Origin of the sequence: Photorhabdus akhurstii, assembly GCF_019090985.1 — a bacterium.
Lineage (GTDB): Bacteria > Pseudomonadota > Gammaproteobacteria > Enterobacterales > Enterobacteriaceae > Photorhabdus > Photorhabdus akhurstii.
In genome coordinates, this window is sequence record NZ_CP020335.1 from 831,775 (window position 1) to 851,635 (window position 19,861).

Here is a 19,861-nt window from a genome sequence, read left to right on the forward strand (position 1 = left end):
TACCGTGGCTGAGCATTCTCCGCATGGTTGTTTTCAATATCAGCAAGGTAATGTATTGCTAATTTCAGTGCTAATATTGTTGGCAGTGAGCCTGATGATGTTAAAGGCTTTGCATCATCATCTAGATAACGCTTTAATCATGATGGTCGATGAACGCAGATATCTAAAGGCTTTTCAGCAAGCAGAATCTTCATTGGCATGGGGAATCGCTCAGTCATGGTCACTTGATGAAACAGAAGAGTGGTATTGCCAGCAACAGCAAGAATTTCATTTGACCAGTTGCTTAAAAAGGCAATCGAGTCATTTTTTTCTACTAAAAGGTATGGCTGATGTGGCATCTGGGCAATCTGTTGGATTATATCAATGGATGAAATTACTTTCTGCTGGTGGAAGAGATTCTCTTATCCCGGTAGAAAGTGGTTGGCTGGATTTTTGTCCTGAGGTAGATGTGGGATTTTGTTCATGAAGTCAGAGCTTTTTTATGAGCATCAATCAGGTATGAGTTTGCCCGAAGTAATGATTGCTGTTATGGTCTTTTCGGTCTCTCTATTGGGATTAATGCGTTATCATCAGGGGTTATTATTTGGGTTTCAGCAACATTGGCAGCAATCAAAGGCGGATAAATTATCTTATGAGTATCTGGAACAATATGAATTAATCGCAGGTCAAAACCCTTTGCCAGAAATAATATTACCACCGGGGTGGCACGCTGAATTTCAGACAGCATATCCGTTGTCTGGCTGCTATCAGCTTAAAGTTATAGTGACAACACCTTATAATCAGCAAAGTAAAGCAAGCCGATGGATTTGTTCAAGTGGGAGTTCTGATGTTCAAAGTTTATCATTCTAATCAATTAGATCTTCTTAAGGAATTGATAGCAATATTGATCGGGGATAATCCACTGACTGATCCATTTGCTCAGGAAGTCATTTTGGTGCAAAGCCCGGGTATGTCACAGTGGTTGCAAATCCAACTGGCTGAAAGAATAGGCATATCAGCCAATATTTCATTTCCGCTTCCCGCTACGTTTATTTGGGATATGTTTACCAAAGTATTGCCTGATATTCCTAAAGAAAGTGCTTTTAGTAAAGATGCTATGACATGGAAATTGATGGCGTTATTGCCTCAATTATTGCCAGAAGCGGAGTTTGTCGCGCTCAGGCACTACCTTGATCAAGATTTTGATAAACGGAAGATTCATCAATTGGCTGGGCGGGTTGCTGATCTGTTTGACCAATATCTAGTTTATCGTCCGCAATGGTTGGAAAGTTGGCAACAAGGTCAGCTTATTGATGGTTTGAGCGATAATCAGTTGTGGCAGAAAAGGTTATGGCTGGAACTGACGAAATATACTCACCAGTTACAACAACCCCAATGGCATCGTGCTAATTTGTATCAGCGTTTCATTTCGACACTGGAAAATAGCCCTGAACTGGGAAATAGTCTTGAACTGAAAAATAGTACTGAGCTTTCAGCTTGTTTACCAAAACGAGTATTTATCTGTGGTATTTCTGCCTTACCACCGGTCTATTTACAAGCTTTGCAGGCATTGGCGCGGCATATTGATATTCACCTGATGTTTACCAATCCATGTAAATATTATTGGGGGGATATTCAGAATTATGCTTTTCTGGCAAAACTGAGCAGCCGTAAACCACGTCATTATAAGAACGAACAGGTGCTGGAACATTTTAAAGACCCTGGTAATGCTCAATCACTGTTTAACGATGATGGTGAACAAGAAGTCAGTAATCCCTTGTTGGCATCGTGGGGACGGTTGGGTCGTGATAATCTCTATTTATTATCGCAGCTTGAGCAGAGTTCGGATGTTCACGCCTTTGTTGAATTAGAACAGGATAATCTATTACATCAATTGCAAAGGGATATTCTCTATCTGGAAGATCATGCCCAAATTGGTTCAACAAAAGAGACATTTGAAAATAGCCTGCGAAAAAGAGTACTTGATCCGTTGGATTGCTCTTTGTCTTTCCATGTTTGCCATAGCCCTCAACGTGAAGTGGAAGTTTTACAGGACCAGTTATTGCGATTATTGGAAGATAATCCATCGTTGACGCCAAGGGATATTATTGTGATGGTCGCGGATATTGACAATTATACTCCCTATGTTCAGGCAGTATTTGGTAATGTCTCTGCTGAACGTTATATTCCATTTGCTATTTCTGATCGTAAGGCTCGTCAGGCACATTCGGTTTTACAGGTATTTATTACACTGCTTGATTTACCTCAAAGTCGTTTTACGACGGAACAGGTTTTAGCATTGTTGGAAGTACCCGCGCTGGCGAATAAATTTGACATTCATGAAGATGGTTTGCGTTTATTAAGGCGTTGGGTTGAAGAGTCAGGCGTTCGTTGGGGGCTGGATGACGATAATGTAGAAGAACTATCTTTGCCGGTAACAGGTCAGCATACATGGCGTTTTGGACTCACTCGAATGTTATTGGGTTATGCAATGGATAGTCGGTCTGGCCCTTGGAAAGAGGTATTGCCTTATGATGAATCCAGCGGTTTAGCCGCAGAGCTTGCCGGTCAATTAGCTGAACTTTTAATGCAATTGAGCTATTGGCGCAAGATTCTGGGCGAGAGCCGAACATTAACGGGCTGGTTACCTATCTGCCAGGAGTTGCTGGAGACATTTTTTGCATCAGATAGTGAAACTGAATTAGTACTGGCGATGATAGAGCAGCAATGGCAGAAAGTTATAGTCAACGGCTTGAATGCCCGTTATCAAGAAAATGTGCCATTGGTTCTATTACAAGATGAATTGGCGCTTCAGTTTGATAATGAAAAAATCAGTCAGCGTTTTCTCGCCGGATCTGTCAATTTTTGCACTCTAATGCCGATGCGTTCTATTCCCTTTAAGGTTGTCTGTTTATTGGGAATGAATGATGGTATCTACCCCCGTTCAATTCCACCGCTTGGATTTGATCTCATGGCGGAAAAAGGTCAGAGGGGGGACAGAAAACGGCGGGATGATGACCGTTATCTATTCCTTGAAGCCTTAATATCTGCCGAACAGTTTCTCTATATCAGCTATATTGGTAAGTCCATTCGTGATGATACGGAATGTAACCCTTCGGTGTTGGTGAATGAATTACTGGATTATGTTTGCCAAAGTTTTTGTTTACCGGGAAATGAAAAACTGAATGTTGATCAAAGTGCTATTCATGTCAGAGAACATCTGTTGTATCTTCATTCCCGCGTTCCATTTGCACCGGAAAATTTTATACCGGGCAGTTATCAGCAAAGCTATGCCGGGGAGTGGTTACCGGCGGCAACTGAGCAAGGTGCCGCATACGCTGAATTTTGCCAATCTATTGAAACGGCGCAAATTCAAGAAATTACACTTGATAGTTTGAGCAGTTTTTACCGCCATCCCGTTCGGTTTTTTTTCCAACGTTGCTTGAAAGTCAATTTCGTTATCGAAGAAACGGAATTACCAGAGGAAGAGCCTTTCGTTTTAGATAACTTTCAACGTTATCAGTTTAATCAGCTATTGTTGAGTGCACTAATTGAACAGCAATCGCCTGAGCCGCTTTTCAGTCGGCTTCGTGCTGCTGGCGGGTTGCCTTTTGGTGCTTTTGGTGAGGTTTATTGGTTGAAGCAACAAAAAGAGATGCAGCCTCTGGCGGATAAAATTCGTGAACAACAGATGGAAACTTTATCTATTGATTTACATCATGATTTAGGCCAAATGATTCTGACAGGACAAATTAATAAGGCGCAACCGGATGGTTTGCTGCGTTGGCGGCCGGCCAGCTTAACAGCCAATGATGGCATGCAATTGTGGATTGAGCATCTGGCTTACTGTCTTGCCGGGGGGGAGGGTGAAAGCCGCAGTTATGGGCGTGATGGCAGCGAATGGCGTTTTGCTTCTGTGTCTTCAGAACAAGCGAAAGATTATCTGAATCAATTGATTGAAGGTTATCAACGAGGAATATCAGCGCCTTTACCACTGTTTTGTAAAAGTGGTTGGGCGTGGCTTTCAACATGTGTGAATAAAGAAACGGGTGAGATTGATGATAGCAATGAAATTCAATCAAAAGCTGAAAGCCAGCTATTGAAGGCATGGCTTGGAGATCAGGGACGCACAGGCGAAGGGGATGATCCTTATATTCAGCGGGCTTTCAGGCAAATCGATGAATCATTTTTAGCAAAACTTAAACAGGAAGCGCTCAATTATTTGTTACCGATGGCGCGAAATCAGAAACATAGGGAGAATATCGGATAATGCATAAACATTTTGTTCGCATGATTACTGTGATGTTCCTGCTCTTTTGGGGAACAGTAAGTTATGCGCAAACATCACAGTGGCAGCGACTGCAAGAGACAATTTATAAAAGCGAAAATGATCATCGTCAGTATCAGGGAATCAGATTGGCAAACAATATGACGGTCTTGTTGGTATCTGATGAGAAGGCAACCAAATCTCTGGCAGCGGTAGCAATTCCGGTTGGTAGTATGGAAAACCCTGACAGCCAGCTTGGGCTTGCACATTATCTGGAACATATGGTTCTGATGGGATCTGAACGTTACCCACAGTCAGGTGATTTGTCTGAATTTTTGCAAAAGCATGGTGGTAGCTATAATGCCAGCACAGCCTCTTACCGCACGGCTTTTTACCTTGAAGTAGAAAATGAGGCGTTAGCTCAGGCTACAGATCGTCTGGCTGATGCATTGGCTGAGCCGTTACTTAATCCAGTGAATGCAGATCGGGAGCGAAACGCCGTGAATGCAGAGCTGACAATGGCGCGTTCTCGTGATGGGATGCGGGTGGCTCAAATACGGGCAGAAACCTTGAATCCTAAGCATCCCAATGCCCGTTTTTCTGGTGGCAATCTAGAAACATTGAAAGATAAACCAGGGAGTAAATTACAGACAGAACTGGTGGATTTCTATCAGCGTTATTATTCGGCCAATTTGATGAAAGGAGTCATTTACGGTAATCAGCCTATCGATAAACTGACTCAAATTGCAGTTGATACTTTTGGTCGGATACCTGACAGAGAAGCGAGAGTGCCGCCGATTACTGTTCCGGCAGTAACGGAAAAAGAGAAAGGGATTATCATCCATTATGTTCCTGCCCAACCGCAAAAGGCATTGCAATTGGAGTTCAGTATTGACAATAACAGTGCCGATTTCCGCAGTAAAACCGATGAATATCTTGGTTATATGATTGGCAACCGTAGCCTGAATACATTATCAGATTGGCTACAAACTCAAGGACTCGCAGAAAGTATTAGTGCTGGTGCGGAGCCTATGGTTGATCGTAACAAGGGTATCTTTTTTATTTATGTGACGTTGACAGATAAAGGGCTTGCACAACGGGAGCAGGTTATTGCGGCCATTTTTGCTTATATTAATTTGTTAAAACAAAAAGGCATCCAGAAAAGTTATTTTGATGAAATCGCGAAGGTTTTGAATCTGTCTTTCCGATATGGCTCCATTGTTCGTGATATGCACTATATCGAATGGTTATCGGATGCTATGTTGCGAGTTCCTGTTTCTAATGTACTCAATGCTGGTTATTTGGCTGATAACTATGACCCGGAAGCAATTGCCAACCGGCTTGCCGAGTTGACGCCTGAAAATGCAAGAATCTGGTATATCAGCCCAAAAGAGCCGCACGATAAACAGGCTTATTTTGTTCAGGCGCCTTATCAGGTTGATCGAATCACATCACAGCAACGAATGGAATGGCAGCAGTTAGAGGCGCGGATGAATTTTTCTTTGCCTGTGCCAAATCCTTATATTCCTGACGATTTGAAGCTGATAAAAGCAGGTAAGAGTCAAAAACATCCAGAGATGATCCTTGAACAGCAGAATGTCCGCCTACTCTATATGCCGAGCCAATATTTTGCTGATGAGCCTAAGGCCAGTATTACGCTTGATTTACGTAATGCGAACAGTTTTGATAGTGCCCGTGAGCAGGTGACTTCCTCTTTGCTTGATTATTTAGCAGATCTTTCCCTTGACCAGCTTAGTTATCAGGCTTCTGTTGCCGGAATGAATATTTCTACTAGTTCATCACAGGGACTGCAACTGGGAGTAAGCGGTTACACTCAAAATCTGTCGGCGCTTTTAACCTCTTTAATCAGTAACTACATGGCGTTCACTCCAACGGAGGATCAACTGGCACAGGCTAAGTCTTGGTATCGTGAGCAGATAGAGGTTTCTAATAACGCTAAAGCTTATGACATGGCGATGCAGCCGTTGAAGCGCCTTTCTATGGTGCCTTACACTGAACAGTCCACTCGTTTAAAAGCGCTGGAGACTATCACGGTTCAGGATATTGTTACGTATCGTCATGAAATGATAAAAAATGCTGCTTTGCAAATGATGATCATTGGGAACTTGACTGAACAGCAGAGCAAAGTGATTGCTGAATCTGCCCATAACCAACTGGTCAATCAAGGAAATGGCTGGTGGATTGGGGATAAGGTGGTGATCGATAAAAATTACTCGGTTAATTTCCAGCGAGTGGGCAGTAGCACAGATGGCGCTTTAGCAGAGGTTTATATTCCGACGGGTTATAACCGTATAGAGGGTTATGTTTATTCCAGTTTGTTGAGCAATATGCTCCAGCCGTGGTTCTATGAGCAGTTAAGAACAGTAGAGCAACTAGGGTATGCGGTGTTTGCTTTCAATACCAGTGTGGGGGAGCAGTGGGGATTAGGGTTCCTGCTACAAAGTAATAGTAAACAACCGAAATATTTGAATCAGCGTTATCGAGATTTCTATCAGAACGCCGGTAATAAATTGAAAGCAATGTCTCAAGCTGATTTTGAACAATACAAGAGTGCGCTGATTAATGAAAAGCAGCAGCCGCCACAAACTTTCTATGCCGAAGTTGCCCGTTTCTCTCGTGATTTTAGCCGCAATAACTTTAGTTTTGATAGCAGAGATAAAATGCTTGAGATTCTAAAGAAAACCACACAGCAGCAGTTGATTAATTTCTATCGGAATGCGGTAATCAAACATCGAGGGCTGTCATTGATTTCACAAGTGATTGGTAAATCAGGAAGCTTGGATGGATATGCGAAATTGAAAGGTTGGAAAACCTATCAGAATGTAACTCAATTTCAGAAACGGTTACCTGTTGAGGTAAGAGATCGGTGATCACAGAGACATCTGTTCACAGGCTTAATGTATTAACTCTGCCGCTGAATGGTCAGCGGCTGATCGAAGCATCGGCCGGAACGGGTAAAACCTACACTATCGGTATCTTATATCTGCGTCTTCTGCTTGGGCTGGGGAAAGATGCCGCTTTTTTACGACTTTTGAGCGTGGAAGAAATTCTGGTGGTCACTTTTACTGAGGCAGCAACAAATGAGTTACGTGGGCGTATCCGTGAAAATATTCATAAACTTCGCCTTGCTTGTATTCGAGACGAAGTAGAAGATGCAGAACCTGCCTATCAACAGCTATTGGATGAAATCCCGGATAAAGGACAGGCGGCTATCTGGTTACTGGCCGCAGAGCGACAAATGGATGAAGCCGCGATTTATACCATTCATGGTTTTTGTCAGAGGATGTTGGCACATAATGCTTTTGAATCTGGGATCTTGTTTGAACAGACATTAATTCAGGATCAACAACCATTAGAACGGCAGGGGTGTGCCGATTTCTGGCGGCGCCATTGTTATCCATTGCCGTTATCAATGGCACGGGTAATCAGCCAGGAGTGGAGTGGGCCGGAAGCCTTGTTGGCTGAATTACACCCTTATTTACAAGGGGATATGCCATATATCGTTAATGAACCGGACAGTGATGAAACACTGTTAAGTCGCCATGAAAAAATTACCCAGTTGATCAGCGATGTTAAATACCAATGGAATGAAGTTGCCGGAGAGTTGCACGATTTAATTGCGGGTTCTGGTGTCGATAAAAGAAGTTACAGTAGTAAGCACTTACCAAATTGGCTGAATAGTGTCACGGATTGGGCTCAGGCGCCTACAGAGGATTATCTGTTGCCAAAAGCGTTGGAGAAATTCCGGCAGTCGGTATTGGCAGAAAAGACAAAAAAAGGTGAGGTACCTGAACATTCACTTTTTGTTGCAATAGATGATTTATATAAGCAACCACTTACTTTACGTGATTTGATTATCTCCAGAGCTATTATTGAGATTCGCCAATCAATCCGTCAGGAAAAATTAACACGTGGTCAGATGGGGTTTGATGATTTACTTACCCGTCTTGATGATGCGCTGAAAGGTCCCGGCGGCGATTTGCTTGCTGAGACTATTCGTCGGCGCTATCCGATTGCGTTGATCGACGAATTTCAGGATACCGACCCACAGCAATATAGGATTTTTCATACCATTTATGGCACTCAACCTGAAAATGGATTGCTGTTTATTGGTGATCCCAAACAAGCTATTTATGCATTTCGTGGCGCAGATATTTTCACTTATATTCGCGCCCGCTCTCAGGTAAGTGCTCACTATACTCTGGAAACAAATTGGCGCTCTGCTTACTCAATGGTACAGGCAGTAAACAAACTGTTTATGCGTTCGGAAAAGCCATTTTTGTTTGAGCAGATCCCTTTTATTGAAGTCTCTGCGGCAGAAAAAAATCGAGAGCTCTCTTTTAGCTATGACGGTGAAGAACAGGCCGCACTGAATTTCTGGTTACAACCGGGAGAAGGCGTTTCTACCGGAGATTATGAGCAAACGATGTCACGGCTCTGTGCTGCGCAAATTCGAGATTGGTTGCAGGCAGGTAGTGAAGGGCGGGCTTTGTTACATAAAAGTGAAGGTTCTCGACCTGTGACGGCGGCTGATATTACGGTTTTGGTGCGTAGCAGAAAGGAAGCTACATTGATCCGTAATGCGCTTAACTTGTTATCTATTCCTTCCGTATTTCTTTCTAACCGAGAAAGTGTATTTGCTACCGCGGAAGCCAAGGATATTCTCTGGTTACTGCAAGCGGTGTTATCCCCGGAAAAAGAACGGGTTTTGAGAAGTGCGTTGGCGAGTGGTTTATTTGGTCTGACTGCCTGTCAGATAGACAAGTTGAATCATGATGAAAAGAGATGGGATCAGTTAGTTGATGAATTTGATGGCTACTTTCGTCTGTGGCAACGCCGTGGTGTGTTGCCTATGTTACGGGCGGTAATCGCCAACCATCATATTGCTGAGAATTTGCTTGCCAGTTATGGCGGTGAACGGCGTTTGATGGATGTGATGCATATTGGTGAGTTGTTGCAGGAGATATCTTTACAACTTGATAGTGAACATGCAGTCACCCGCTGGTTGGCTCAACAAATTTCTCATCCTGATCCACAATCTGAAAACCAGCAGATGCGGTTGGAAAGTGATCGTCATTTGGTACAAATTTGCACTATCCATAAATCTAAAGGTCTGGAATATCCGCTGGTATGGCTGCCATTTATCTGTAATTTCAGGGAGCAGAAGCGGGCGATATATCATGATCGTACAAGCTTTAATGCTTGCCTTGATATCTTTCCTGACGACGAGACGATTAAGCTGGCGGAACAAGAGCGATTGGCAGAGGATTTGCGTTTACTCTATGTCGCATTGACGCGCTCTGTTTACCATTGTAGTGTCGGCGTGGCTCCGCTGATAAAAGGCAATAAGAAAAAGATCGGGGATACGGATCTGCATCAGTGTGCTCTAGGCTACCTGTTGCAAAAGGGGGTGAAAGGGGATGCTGATTTTCTGGCAACATCGCTTAAAGAATTAAGTGGAGATGGCATCGTTGTATCATCAATTAATGATACTGATGGTCATCCCTGGCAATTGCAAAGTAAAAATGATTTAGTCCTATCGGCCAGGCAATTTAAACGCAGAGTTCAGGATGAGTGGCGTATTACCAGTTATTCTGGTTTACGAAACTCTGTGGTGCATCGTGGCAATGCTTCTGCTTATTTTGCGGGAGAAGAATCGATTGACGTGATTGTCCAGTCTATTGCGCCAAAGCTTGATGTTGATGCTAGTGGTGAAAAGCAGTTAGCAGAACAACCTGAAATGACGCCACATACATTTCCTCGGGGAGCCTCGGCAGGGACTTTTTTACACGCTATTTTAGAAGAAATTAGTTTCAGCCAACGACCTGATGAAAAATGGTTGGCAGAACAACTGCAATCAGCCGGATTTGATGAACGCTGGAGTGGGACATTACAGCAATGGATGACCGATATTTTTACCATTCCATTGGATGATGAAGGAATGCAGCTTGCAAAAATTCCGCTGCATCATCAACAGGATGAAATGCAGTTTTATCTGCCGGTTGAACAACTTTTGCGATCTCAGGAATTGGATATGGTAATGCGTCGTTATGACCCGATTTCTGCTCGTTGCCCCCAACTGGAATTTCAGCAGGTGAAAGGAATGCTGAAAGGGTTTATTGATTTGGTCTTCTGTTGGCAAGGCAAATTCTACGTGCTGGATTACAAATCAAACTGGTTGGGAGAGGAGAGCCAGTTTTATACTCAACAGGCAATGGAAATAGCCATGATTGAGCATCGCTATGACCTGCAATATCAGCTTTATACACTGGCGCTGCATCGTTACTTGCGTCACAGGTTGGCTAATTATGACTACCAACAACATTTCGGCGGCGTGATTTATCTGTTTCTCAGGGGGATAGATAAACAACAGCTGGGGAATGGTATTTTTAGTTGTCGGCCATCGGCTGAATTTGTCGATGCTTTGGATCTGCTTTTCAGTGGTAATGAACAGTCTGAAAAAGAGAAAAATTGATGATTTCGTTATTACAACAGGCAGTAAACCTCAGGCTTTTGCGTTCATTGGACTTACAGTTTGCTCATACATTGATTGAGGATAAAGATCCTGTTTTGTTGTTGGTGATGGCGTTGTTGAGCGCTGAAACTGGTACTGGGCATGTTTGTCTGCCGGTTAATCGGATAACGCCAGAATATTTTTTTGATGGGCGACATCGTGAATTTGCAGAGCAATTATGGCGAGCTGCGGGAAAACCTGATGAGCAGAGTTTGCTGATAGCGCTGGAAAATTGTGCTGCGGTTAGTGATGGGCTTCAACCAACGCCTGTGGTGTTTTCCCATGACCGGCTTTATTTGCAGAGAATGTGGCAAAGTGAATGTCAGGTGGCGGCTTTCTTTTCCGGCAATCAACCAACCGATAATATTCAGGAACAGCAACTGAGAACTGTTTTAGATGAATTATTCATGCTGCCTGAGGAAACGGTGGACTGGCAAAAGGTGGCTGCGGCTGTCGCGGTGACTAGCAGAATTTCGGTTATCTCTGGCGGACCGGGAACTGGGAAAACAACGACAGTTGCTAAGTTATTGGCTGCCTTAATCAAACTTAATCCTGATAAAAAGCAGGTTATCCAACTGGCGGCTCCGACTGGAAAAGCAGCCGCCAGATTGACCGAATCTCTTAATAGCGCGGTCAGAAAATTGCCTCTGACGGAGAAACAGTTTGCATATATGCCGGATCAGGCGCAGACGATTCATCGCTTGCTAGGAGCGCAGCCTGATAGCCAGCGATTACGCTATGATCGAGATAATCCACTTAGTCTGGATGTGCTGGTGGTGGATGAAGCTTCAATGGTGGATTTACCCATGATGGCTAGGTTGATTGATGCATTGCCACCGAAAGCGAAAATTGTTCTGCTTGGTGACCGAGATCAATTGGCATCAGTGGAGGCTGGAGCGGTGTTGGGTGATATTTGCCGTTTTGCAGAACTGGGATACAGCATAACGAGGGCGCAACAGTTAAGCAGATTAACGGGATGTCGGTTAGATGCTGGTGATCAGCAAAATATCCCAGAAGTTCGTGATCGTTTGTGTCTTCTACGTAAAAGTTATCGCTTTAATATGGATTCGGGGATTGGTCAGTTAGCTGCGGCAGTTAATCAGGGAAAGAGTCGACAAGCTCTCTCTATTTTGCAGCAACCGTTGAAGGATATCTGTTTTTACCCATTGTCTGACGATGAAGATTATCAGCGATTGCTGACAGAAACGGTATCGGGTTATCACGCCTATTTGCGTCTGGTGGCAGAGCAGGCACCAGTCAAAGAGATTTTAGATGAATTTAACCGCTATCGTTTGTTGTGTGCTCTTAGAGAAGGACCGTTTGGCGTCAGTGGGCTTAATGAGCGTATAGAACAGCTATTACATCGTCAGGGGCTTATTCGTCGCCCTGTCGGGACTTTCAGCCGAGGTTATGCAGGCCGACCCATCATGATATCGCGTAATGACAGCACACTGGGTCTGTTTAATGGTGATATTGGTATTATGCTCAGAGACGAAAATCATGAACTGCGAGCTTATTTTCAGTTGCCTGATGGACAGATTAAAGGAATCCAGCCAAGTCGTTTACCACAACATGAAACTGCATATGTGATGACCGTACATAAATCACAGGGTTCGGAATTTGACCATACAGCTTTGGTATTGCCGACGCAGTTTGTGCCGGTTGTCAGCCGTGAATTGGTTTATACAGCGATAACCCGGGCCAGAGAAAAACTAACTCTTTATGCACATGAAGCGGTATTGCGTCAGGCAATCCAGACGCCAACTCAAAGGCGAAGTGGGTTAGCAGAGCGGCTTAGCTTACCGGTGGATTAACTCTTGCTCTGATAAACGGACTTGTGTAAAAAAATTTATATATTAATGATGTTGCCATATCTTCTCTGACATTTTTTTGATCGTGATTTGTTCGGTTGTTGGATGGGCTTTTAAGCCCGACAATCAGATCATTAATGCCTTTAATGAGATTTCTGATTTGCCGTGCTGACTTCGGTAAATACGCCTTTTTGTTTTTGTAAAAAGTTATCGGTTAGGTGATTAAAAAATTCTCGTGCAGTGAACTAGAGATTACATTGACCTATGCAAGATAAATGTATCTTAAACCTATTCTATATGCCAAATTTTGGCTGGTTTTTAATTTAATATCTTTTCTTGGTTTTTTGAATTGAGTGATTATTAGCCGTAATGTTCAATCAGAAATACTGATTAGTTTCATTATGACGGCTATAGATTGATCTATATCTTAATTTCACTAATTCAAGAGTAGTTGCAATTACTGAATCAGATTGTTGATTCTTATATTTTGTCCTTAATGCAAACGACAGCATTATAAGTTTGATAAATGTTAATATTATTCTGTGTCTAATGTCATTGATTGTTAATATATTGGGTGGGGTTTATTATTGTTTGACGGTATAAATATTTAATTACGTGGGTTGTATTTTTTTACTTAGCGGATGGTTTTGATTTTTTTTGATGAGATACGTACATGTTGTGGGTAATTCATTATGTGTGTAAATTTAAAGAAGAACTTTTATGAAGGTAGATACATTCTTGAGTTGATCTAAATAGTATATAACGTTAAGAAGTGAAGTTTATTTTAAATTCTCTAAAGTTTTAAAATACTGATACTATTTTGGTAGCTTTAGGTGAATAATATAGATTGCATGGGGTGACGGATTATATCCCAAAAACCATATCTCCTATTATCACTGAGGATGCTAGTGAATACGGAATTAAAAGTGGATGATCTTCGGATGATTGATTATTTTGTTAGTTCGTTACATGTTTACTTGAGTGAAAGTTTAAGGGAAAGATAATGAGTTAATGTTAAATAAGTCATTGATTCTTTCTTTTATTTCTTTGAATTTTCTTGGTTTATTTAAGTGATTGTAATTACGGGGTTATCTCTCATTTTTAAAGATAAGAGAATGACAAAGTTGTCACTTTTTCTTGTTTTATTGCATGCGTTTTTGATTTTGTTATAATTTTATGTATTTATATTTCAGGTGGTTAGGTATTTTGTATGTAAAGGGATAAATAGTATGAAAGTAAGTGTGTTTAATGATCTGTAAATATAGTAATGATTATTAAAGCTCAGAATTATCTATAAATAGATGAAAATATTACAGTAATGGAATATAAATCAGACTTCCTCAATTAATAATGATTCTATGTTACATGTTGAAAATAATTTAACCTCGTCAGAGGATAAAGATTTTTGTTTATTTGCTAATGTTAATGCTAGTCAAGTCAGTAATGGTTTTATTGGTAGTGGAGGTGAGTGGCTTCTATGGAGGGATTCTCACAAGCTTAATATTGAAAATATCAAAAATAAATTCATCTATAATACCGTTAATTAAACGATAGGAAATATTCATCTATGATGGTTGTTGCCAGGGAAATGGAAATCTGGTATTGCATGTTTTCGATTAAAAATTATTTTTTAAAAATTCCTCATGTGCATTAAATAGTCAGCCAGGTAAAAGTAAATTTCTAGCGGACCGATTTTTTAAAATTTAAGTTAGATGACGGGGAAATGGTGTAGCCAAATTATTGTGAGTTATACCATGCAAAGTACCGATATTTCGCAATAAGCAATGCAGATATAAAATACCATTTACAAAACCAAAGATAAGAATTATTCATTTGATTAATCACTGAATTAACAGACTAAGGTAGAGGTAGGATGCCGTAGGTTTAATATCATTACCGCTGAGTTTAAGGGTAATGTAAACCTTTCGGCATGAATATATTTATTACTGTGGTTCCAAACTTAACATAAGGATTTTAGAACGGCGCTGATAGTTGTATAACACTTGTTTCTGAATCGGTAGCATTGAGAGTTCTGCGGGTTCAAAACCTCGCTCTTGGAACCAATGAATGCTGCGGGTAGTCAGAACAAACAGTTTTTCCAGTCCGAACTGTTTGGCGTGCTCCGCAATGCGATTCAGTAATACTTCACCTCTTAAAGAGCTGCGGTATTTAGGGTGAACCGCTAAACAAGCCATTTCGCCAATTTTCTCATCAGGATAAGGGTAAAGCGCAGCACAGGCGATAGTCAGGTTATCGCGTTCGATAATGATGAATTTATCAATTTCTCTTTCAAGTTGTTCTCTTGAACGGCGAACCAGAATACCTTGTTGTTCCAGTGGGCGAATAAGTTCGAGAATACCACCAATATCATTGATATTAGCTCGGCGTATTTGTTCTGCGCTTTCCATCACTATTTGAGTGCCAATACCATCTCGGGAGAATAATTCTTGAAGTAGAGAACCATCAGCCTGATAACTTAATAAATGGCTGCGACGAACGCCACGACGGCAAGCTTTTACTGCACTCCGTAAAAAACGGATTGTACCTGAATAGTAGTCACCTTTAACTTCTAGCTCTTTAATCAGCTCTGGTGCTTGATTAAGGAAAACTTCTGATAGAATTTTTCCGTCTTTGTCTTGTACGCCTTGAGTAGAACAGAAACCAATCAGTTTTTCAGCCTGTAATTTGATAGCTAATTGGGTGGCGACATCTTCAAATGGCAAATTAAAACTCTCTCCGGTGACAGAAACCGCGACAGGGCCAATTAGCACGATTGCGCCATTGTCTAATTGACGATTTATGGCATTCTCATCGATACGGCGAATTTTGCCGCTGTGGCAATAATCCACACCATCATCAACACCAAGAGGTTGAGCAATAATGAAGTTACCGCTGACAACGTTAATATTGGCTCCTTGTAACGGGGTATTATTCAGGTTCATAGAAAGACGTGCGGTAATATCCAGTTGCAGCAAACCAGCAGATTGTTTGACTAATTCTAATGTTTTATTATCGGTTACACGGGTATGTTTGTGGTAAACCGGTTTGTAATGATGGTCTGCAAGATTTTGTTCAATTTGAGGTCTGGCGCCATAAACGACGACTAGGCGGATGCCCAAACTATGCAGTAATCCTATATCGTTGATGATGTTAGAGAAATTTTCATGAGCAATAGCTTCTCCACCAAGCATAATCACAAAGGTTTTACCACGGTGTGCATTGATGTACGGAACAGAATGACGAAATCCTTCAACTAATTCGGTGCTGCGTTCTTTCATAACAGACTCTCGATTGAATTTTTATTCGTAATTTATGCTTTTTTATTCCTTTTGAGAAGAAATGGCAAGAGGCAATTCAGATAAAAACATTTTCATGTACCTGTAGACGTTAATAATTTGCAAAATATAAAATGCTGTTTATTGATGACAGCATAATGCTGATTGGTTAAAGTTTTTCATTTGATCGTTTCATTTGGTGAATATCACCCTGAATATTTGTATTTTATGAATGGAATATTAAGTAGATGAGTCATTCAGATCATAATCTGTCGCGACGTCGTTTGTTGCAGGGAGCCGCAGCGATGTGGTTGCTTAGTGTTAGTCAGGTGGGTTACGCAGCGTCAGCAAAAGTTATAGCAGTACGTATTTGGCCGGCATCCAGTTATACCCGTGTGACTCTTGAATCTAATATTCCACTCAAATATCGCCAATTTGTGTTAAAGAACCCAAATAGAATTGTCGTTGATCTTGAAGGTGTACAACTAAATCATACCTTGAACGGAATGGACGGGCAGATTCAATCCCGCGATCCTTATCTTAAACTGGTCAGGGTAGGGCAGTTTAATCCTAAAACCGTTCGTTTAGTGTTCGAAGTTAAACAAGTTGTCAGCCCGCATATGTTTACTTTGAAGCCAGTGGCAGAATTTAAACATCGTCTGGTATTGGATATTTATCCCGCTGCGGGGGCTAATACGAATGATGATCCATTGCTTGCTCTACTCGAAGAGTACAATAAAGGTCATTTGGCCGAGGATCTGCCAGTGGAAAGGCCAAAGCCAGGCAAAGCAGGTAAAGACAGGCCGATTATTATCATGCTTGACCCTGGACATGGAGGGGAAGATCCCGGCGCTATCGGTAAATATAAAACTCGTGAAAAAGACGTTGTTCTGAAAATCGCCCGTCGATTGAAAACGCTTATTCAACGTGAACCGGGTATGAAAGTTTATATGACCCGTAATGAAGATGTGTTTATCCCATTAAAAGTTCGGGTGGCAAAAGCGCGTAAAATGCGAGCTGATCTATTCGTTTCTATTCATGCTGATGCTTTTGCTAACCGAGCGGCCCGTGGTTCTTCGGTTTTTGCGCTTTCTACTAAAGGCGCAACCAGTAATACCGCACTTTTTCTAGCCCAGACGCAAAACGAAGCTGATCAAATTGGCGGAGTAAGTAAAAGCGGTGATAAGTATCTGGATCACACGATGTTTGATTTGTTACAGACTGCGACAATCAATGATAGCCTTAAATTTGGTGGTGAAGTGCTCAAGCACATGGGCAAGGTGAATAAACTGCATAAAAACCGGGTGGATCAAGCTGGATTCGCGGTACTGAAAGCGCCGGATATCCCCTCGATTCTGGTAGAGACTGCTTTTATTAGCAATTTGGAAGAGGAGCGGAAACTGAAAACCGCGCATTTCCAGCAGCAAGTAGCAGAGTCAATTTTTGCGGGTATCAAAGCTTATTTTAAGAATGGCGGTAGTTTGGCAATTTGAGCTTGCCGCTATGGGTAATTTTTGCTGTTAAACAGGGAAGGAGGCTATTTTCCTTTAGCCTATACTCCCCGCCCTATTTAGTGGGTAGTGATAGGTTGAACTGCCAGGCGCAAGCCCATGACACGCAGAATCGCGCTTAGACTTCTAACTTCCGGGTTGCCCTCGGCTGACAAGGTGCGATAGAGCTGGTTCGGATTCAACTCAGCTTCCTTGGCCACGTTACGAACTCCGCCGAAAGCCTTGGTCATTTGGCGAAGGGCAATCAGTAACTCGGCTTGTTCGCCATCTTCAAGGATGCTGTTTAGTAGCTCAATCGCGTAAGCCGGGTCTTTGCGGAACACCTCGGCCATTGCGTCGTCGTGTGATCTATCTTTCATTATTTGTTCTCCTATCTGTTTCTACTCTTCCATTCACGCCAGTATTCACATGCTCTGGCTATGTCTGCGTTTTGCTTACGTTTGTCGCCGCCACAGAGCAGAAGAACTACAGTTAAGCCAGATGTGGCGTAATAGACCCGATACCCCGGCCCTATGTCAATGCGCAGTTCCCAGACACCCTCGGACAAGGGTTTGTGATCGCCAAAGTTACCCAGTTCCATGCGATAATGCGTCGGTCAATGGCAATTTGAGCCTTGGTGTCACGTATTTGTTCTCGCCATTCTTCAAAGACATCACGTCCGTTGTTGTCGATATAGTGTCGTATCTCATTCATAGCTTTGTTATCGTTTATAAACGATAATCTGTCAAGCCAGAAATGACTATATGTGGATATTTATCATTAAACTGAGAGCAGATACGATGACGAAAAAATTATCTAAAAGTCATTATGAAGTTGCTTTTGGGAGTTTATATGCTGAAACGCATAGAGAATTGGTTGCGGGGGCCGGATTTGAACCGACGACCTTCGGGTTATGAGCCCGACGAGCTACCAAGCTGCTCCACCCCGCGTCCGTTTTGATATTTTGAATAGCGAAAATTGGTTGCGGGAGCCGGATTTGAACCGACGACCTTCGGGTTATGAGCCCGACGAGCTACCAAGCTGCTCCATCCCGCGTCCGTTTTATCGAACTACTTTATTGCTTTGGTTGCGGGGGCCGGATTTGAACCGACGACCTTCGGGTTATGAGCCCGACGAGCTACCAGGCTGCTCCACCCCGCGTCCGATAGCGGGCACTATACTCAGGATAAGAGCCGTTGCAAGTTTTTTTATTAAAAATTGTTTGTTTCGTTACTTTTTTGATGGGTTACTCTGCATGTTGGAGTTTTTTTATTCGTTTGTGTCGTTGTTTTGTTAAGTTATTTTTTTATGGTAGGTTTCATTATTTTTATTGGTTTGGTATGGTTTGCCGTTGGGTCATGTTGGCAAGTGTAGAGAAGACAACAATGAAATACTGGGGTAAGTATCTGCTGTGTGGAACCGTGATTTCACTGTTGGTTGGATGTCATTCTCGCCCAACAGCACAAGGCCAACAATATAGAGATGGTCATATTGCTCAGGATTTACTGCTGGTTAATCAACCCAATGCGCAGGGTAAGCCAGTTAATGCAAAGGATTTTTCAGAGCAGGTTGCGCTGATTAATCAGGTCGCTCCTCGTCTATATAATCGTAATAGCTTAACTTTTGACGCCGTTCAAAACTGGATGTTAGCGGGCGGTGAAACCAGTAAGTTGAATCTGTTTAATTTACGCGCTTACCAGATGGAAGGTGTGGATAATTACGGTAACGTCCAATTTACCGGCTACTATACGCCAGTGTTGCAAGCTCGCCGCGTTAAACAGGGGGAATTTAAATATCCTCTGTACCGGATGCCGCCTAAGAGTAAATATCGCTTACCAAGCCGAACTGAAATATATAATGGCGCTCTTAGCCCTAGTTTGATTATTGGTTATAGTCGTTCACTGATTGATAATTATATTATGGAGGTTCAGGGTAGTGGTTATGTCGATTTTGGTGATGGCGGGCCCCTGACTTTTTGGGTTATGCCGGTAAGAATGGGCATATTTACCGGAGCATTGGTAAGTTGCTGATTGAGCGTGGAGAAATCGCGCAAGAAGATATCTCTATACTAGCGATTCGTAAATGGACAGAATCTCACAGTGAGGCAGAAGTCCGTGAACTGTTGGAGCAGAACCCATCATTTGTTTTTTTTAAACCTGAAGACCTTGCGCCGGTACGGGGGGCGAGTGGTGTTCCTTTAATTGCAAAAGCTTCCGTAGCTGCTGATAAAAGGCTTATTCCACCAGGAACAACGCTGTTGGTAGAGATTCCTTTGTTGGATAAAGAGGGTAAATTTACCGGTCAGTACCAAATGCGCCTGATGGTTGCGTTAGATGTTGGTGGAGCAATAAAAGGCCATCATTTCGATATCTATCATGGTATTGGTGATGAGGCAGGCATAAAAGCAGGTTTCTATAACCACTACGGTCGGGTTTGGGTGTTAAAAAAAGCGCGGCCTACCATGCTGATGGTAAATCAGTGATTGCTATTCAAAAATTTTATAA

Annotated in this window: 10 protein-coding genes, 3 tRNA genes and 1 pseudogene; 8 read left to right on the forward strand and 6 right to left on the reverse strand. The window is 42.3% G+C overall.

Features of this window, described 5'->3' with window-relative positions; translation table 11 throughout:
* Positions 1-4 precede the first annotated feature (4 nt).
* From B0X70_RS03590 to recD, 6 genes are read left to right on the forward strand one after another with little or no spacing between them, the layout of a single operon-like run.
* The gene (locus B0X70_RS03590; RefSeq protein WP_217470898.1) at positions 5-466 is read left to right on the forward strand and encodes a YgdB family protein; all 462 of its coding nucleotides are present in this window, start codon (positions 5-7) and stop codon (positions 464-466) included.
* Positions 463-849 carry a prepilin-type N-terminal cleavage/methylation domain-containing protein gene (locus B0X70_RS03595; RefSeq protein ID WP_036812175.1) on the forward strand — a complete coding sequence of 129 codons (387 nt, stop codon included), beginning with the start codon at positions 463-465 and terminating at the stop codon, positions 847-849. The genes B0X70_RS03590 and B0X70_RS03595 overlap by 4 nt, the downstream gene beginning before the upstream one ends.
* Positions 827-4,249: an exodeoxyribonuclease V subunit gamma gene (recC, locus tag B0X70_RS03600; RefSeq protein ID WP_217470899.1), complete on the forward strand. Its 3,423-nt coding sequence runs from the start codon at positions 827-829 to the stop codon at positions 4,247-4,249. Before B0X70_RS03595 ends, recC begins: the two co-directional genes overlap by 23 nt.
* On the forward strand, positions 4,249-7,137 hold the full coding sequence (gene ptrA, locus B0X70_RS03605; protein WP_217470900.1) for a pitrilysin: 2,889 nt from the start codon (positions 4,249-4,251) through the stop codon (positions 7,135-7,137). The genes recC and ptrA overlap by 1 nt, the downstream gene beginning before the upstream one ends.
* Positions 7,137-10,742: an exodeoxyribonuclease V subunit beta gene (gene recB / locus B0X70_RS03610; protein ID WP_418889064.1), complete on the forward strand. Its 3,606-nt coding sequence runs from the start codon at positions 7,137-7,139 to the stop codon at positions 10,740-10,742. Before ptrA ends, recB begins: the two co-directional genes overlap by 1 nt.
* Positions 10,742-12,595 carry an exodeoxyribonuclease V subunit alpha gene (gene recD / locus B0X70_RS03615; protein WP_036812167.1) on the forward strand — a complete coding sequence of 618 codons (1,854 nt, stop codon included), beginning with the start codon at positions 10,742-10,744 and terminating at the stop codon, positions 12,593-12,595. Before recB ends, recD begins: the two co-directional genes overlap by 1 nt.
* Before the next feature lie 1,940 nt (positions 12,596-14,535).
* Here recD and argA read toward each other — a convergent pair.
* Entirely contained in the window at positions 14,536-15,870 is a 1,335-nt protein-coding gene (argA, locus tag B0X70_RS03620) for an amino-acid N-acetyltransferase (protein WP_214039821.1), read from the reverse strand.
* Between the two features lie 245 nt (positions 15,871-16,115).
* On the opposite strand from argA, the gene amiC reads away from it, so the two are divergent.
* Complete coding sequence (gene amiC / locus B0X70_RS03625; protein WP_217470902.1) at positions 16,116-17,360, forward strand: N-acetylmuramoyl-L-alanine amidase AmiC; 1,245 nt, start codon at positions 16,116-16,118, stop codon at positions 17,358-17,360.
* A gap of 77 nt (positions 17,361-17,437) precedes the next feature.
* Here the strand turns inward: amiC and B0X70_RS03630 are convergent, their stop codons facing one another.
* From B0X70_RS03630 to B0X70_RS03650, 5 genes are all read right to left on the reverse strand, one after another.
* The gene (locus B0X70_RS03630; RefSeq protein ID WP_036812155.1) at positions 17,438-17,737 is read right to left on the reverse strand and encodes a helix-turn-helix domain-containing transcriptional regulator; all 300 of its coding nucleotides are present in this window, start codon (positions 17,735-17,737) and stop codon (positions 17,438-17,440) included.
* Positions 17,738-17,748: 11 nt separating this feature from the next.
* Positions 17,749-17,958, reverse strand: coding sequence for a type II toxin-antitoxin system RelE/ParE family toxin (locus B0X70_RS03635; protein WP_472853261.1), 210 nt, complete (start codon positions 17,956-17,958; stop codon positions 17,749-17,751).
* A 272-nt stretch (positions 17,959-18,230) separates the two neighbouring features.
* Positions 18,231-18,307, reverse strand: a tRNA-Met gene (locus B0X70_RS03640).
* 29 nt (positions 18,308-18,336) lie between these two features.
* Positions 18,337-18,413 (reverse strand) — tRNA-Met (locus tag B0X70_RS03645).
* A gap of 28 nt (positions 18,414-18,441) precedes the next feature.
* A tRNA-Met gene (locus B0X70_RS03650) sits at positions 18,442-18,518 on the reverse strand.
* Positions 18,519-18,742: 224 nt separating this feature from the next.
* On the opposite strand from B0X70_RS03650, the pseudogene mltA reads away from it, so the two are divergent.
* Positions 18,743-19,839 (forward strand): annotated as a pseudogene (gene mltA, locus B0X70_RS03655) (murein transglycosylase A).
* The last annotated feature ends 22 nt before the right edge of the window (positions 19,840-19,861 follow it).

Excerpts from the sequence above, each read along its gene's own strand:
- ptrA (WP_217470900.1), top strand. The coding sequence starts at position 4,249 with ATGCATAAACATTTTGTTCGCATGATTACTGTGATGTTCCTGCTCTTT.
- B0X70_RS03635 (WP_472853261.1), bottom strand. The coding sequence starts at position 17,958 with ATGGAACTGGGTAACTTTGGCGATCACAAACCCTTGTCCGAGGGTGTC.
- amiC (WP_217470902.1), top strand. The coding sequence starts at position 16,116 with ATGAGTCATTCAGATCATAATCTGTCGCGACGTCGTTTGTTGCAGGGA.
- recD (WP_036812167.1), top strand. The coding sequence starts at position 10,742 with ATGATTTCGTTATTACAACAGGCAGTAAACCTCAGGCTTTTGCGTTCA.
- recC (WP_217470899.1), top strand. The coding sequence starts at position 827 with ATGTTCAAAGTTTATCATTCTAATCAATTAGATCTTCTTAAGGAATTG.
- B0X70_RS03595 (WP_036812175.1), top strand. The coding sequence starts at position 463 with ATGAAGTCAGAGCTTTTTTATGAGCATCAATCAGGTATGAGTTTGCCC.
- argA (WP_214039821.1), bottom strand. The coding sequence starts at position 15,870 with ATGAAAGAACGCAGCACCGAATTAGTTGAAGGATTTCGTCATTCTGTT.
- B0X70_RS03630 (WP_036812155.1), bottom strand. The coding sequence starts at position 17,737 with ATGAAAGATAGATCACACGACGACGCAATGGCCGAGGTGTTCCGCAAA.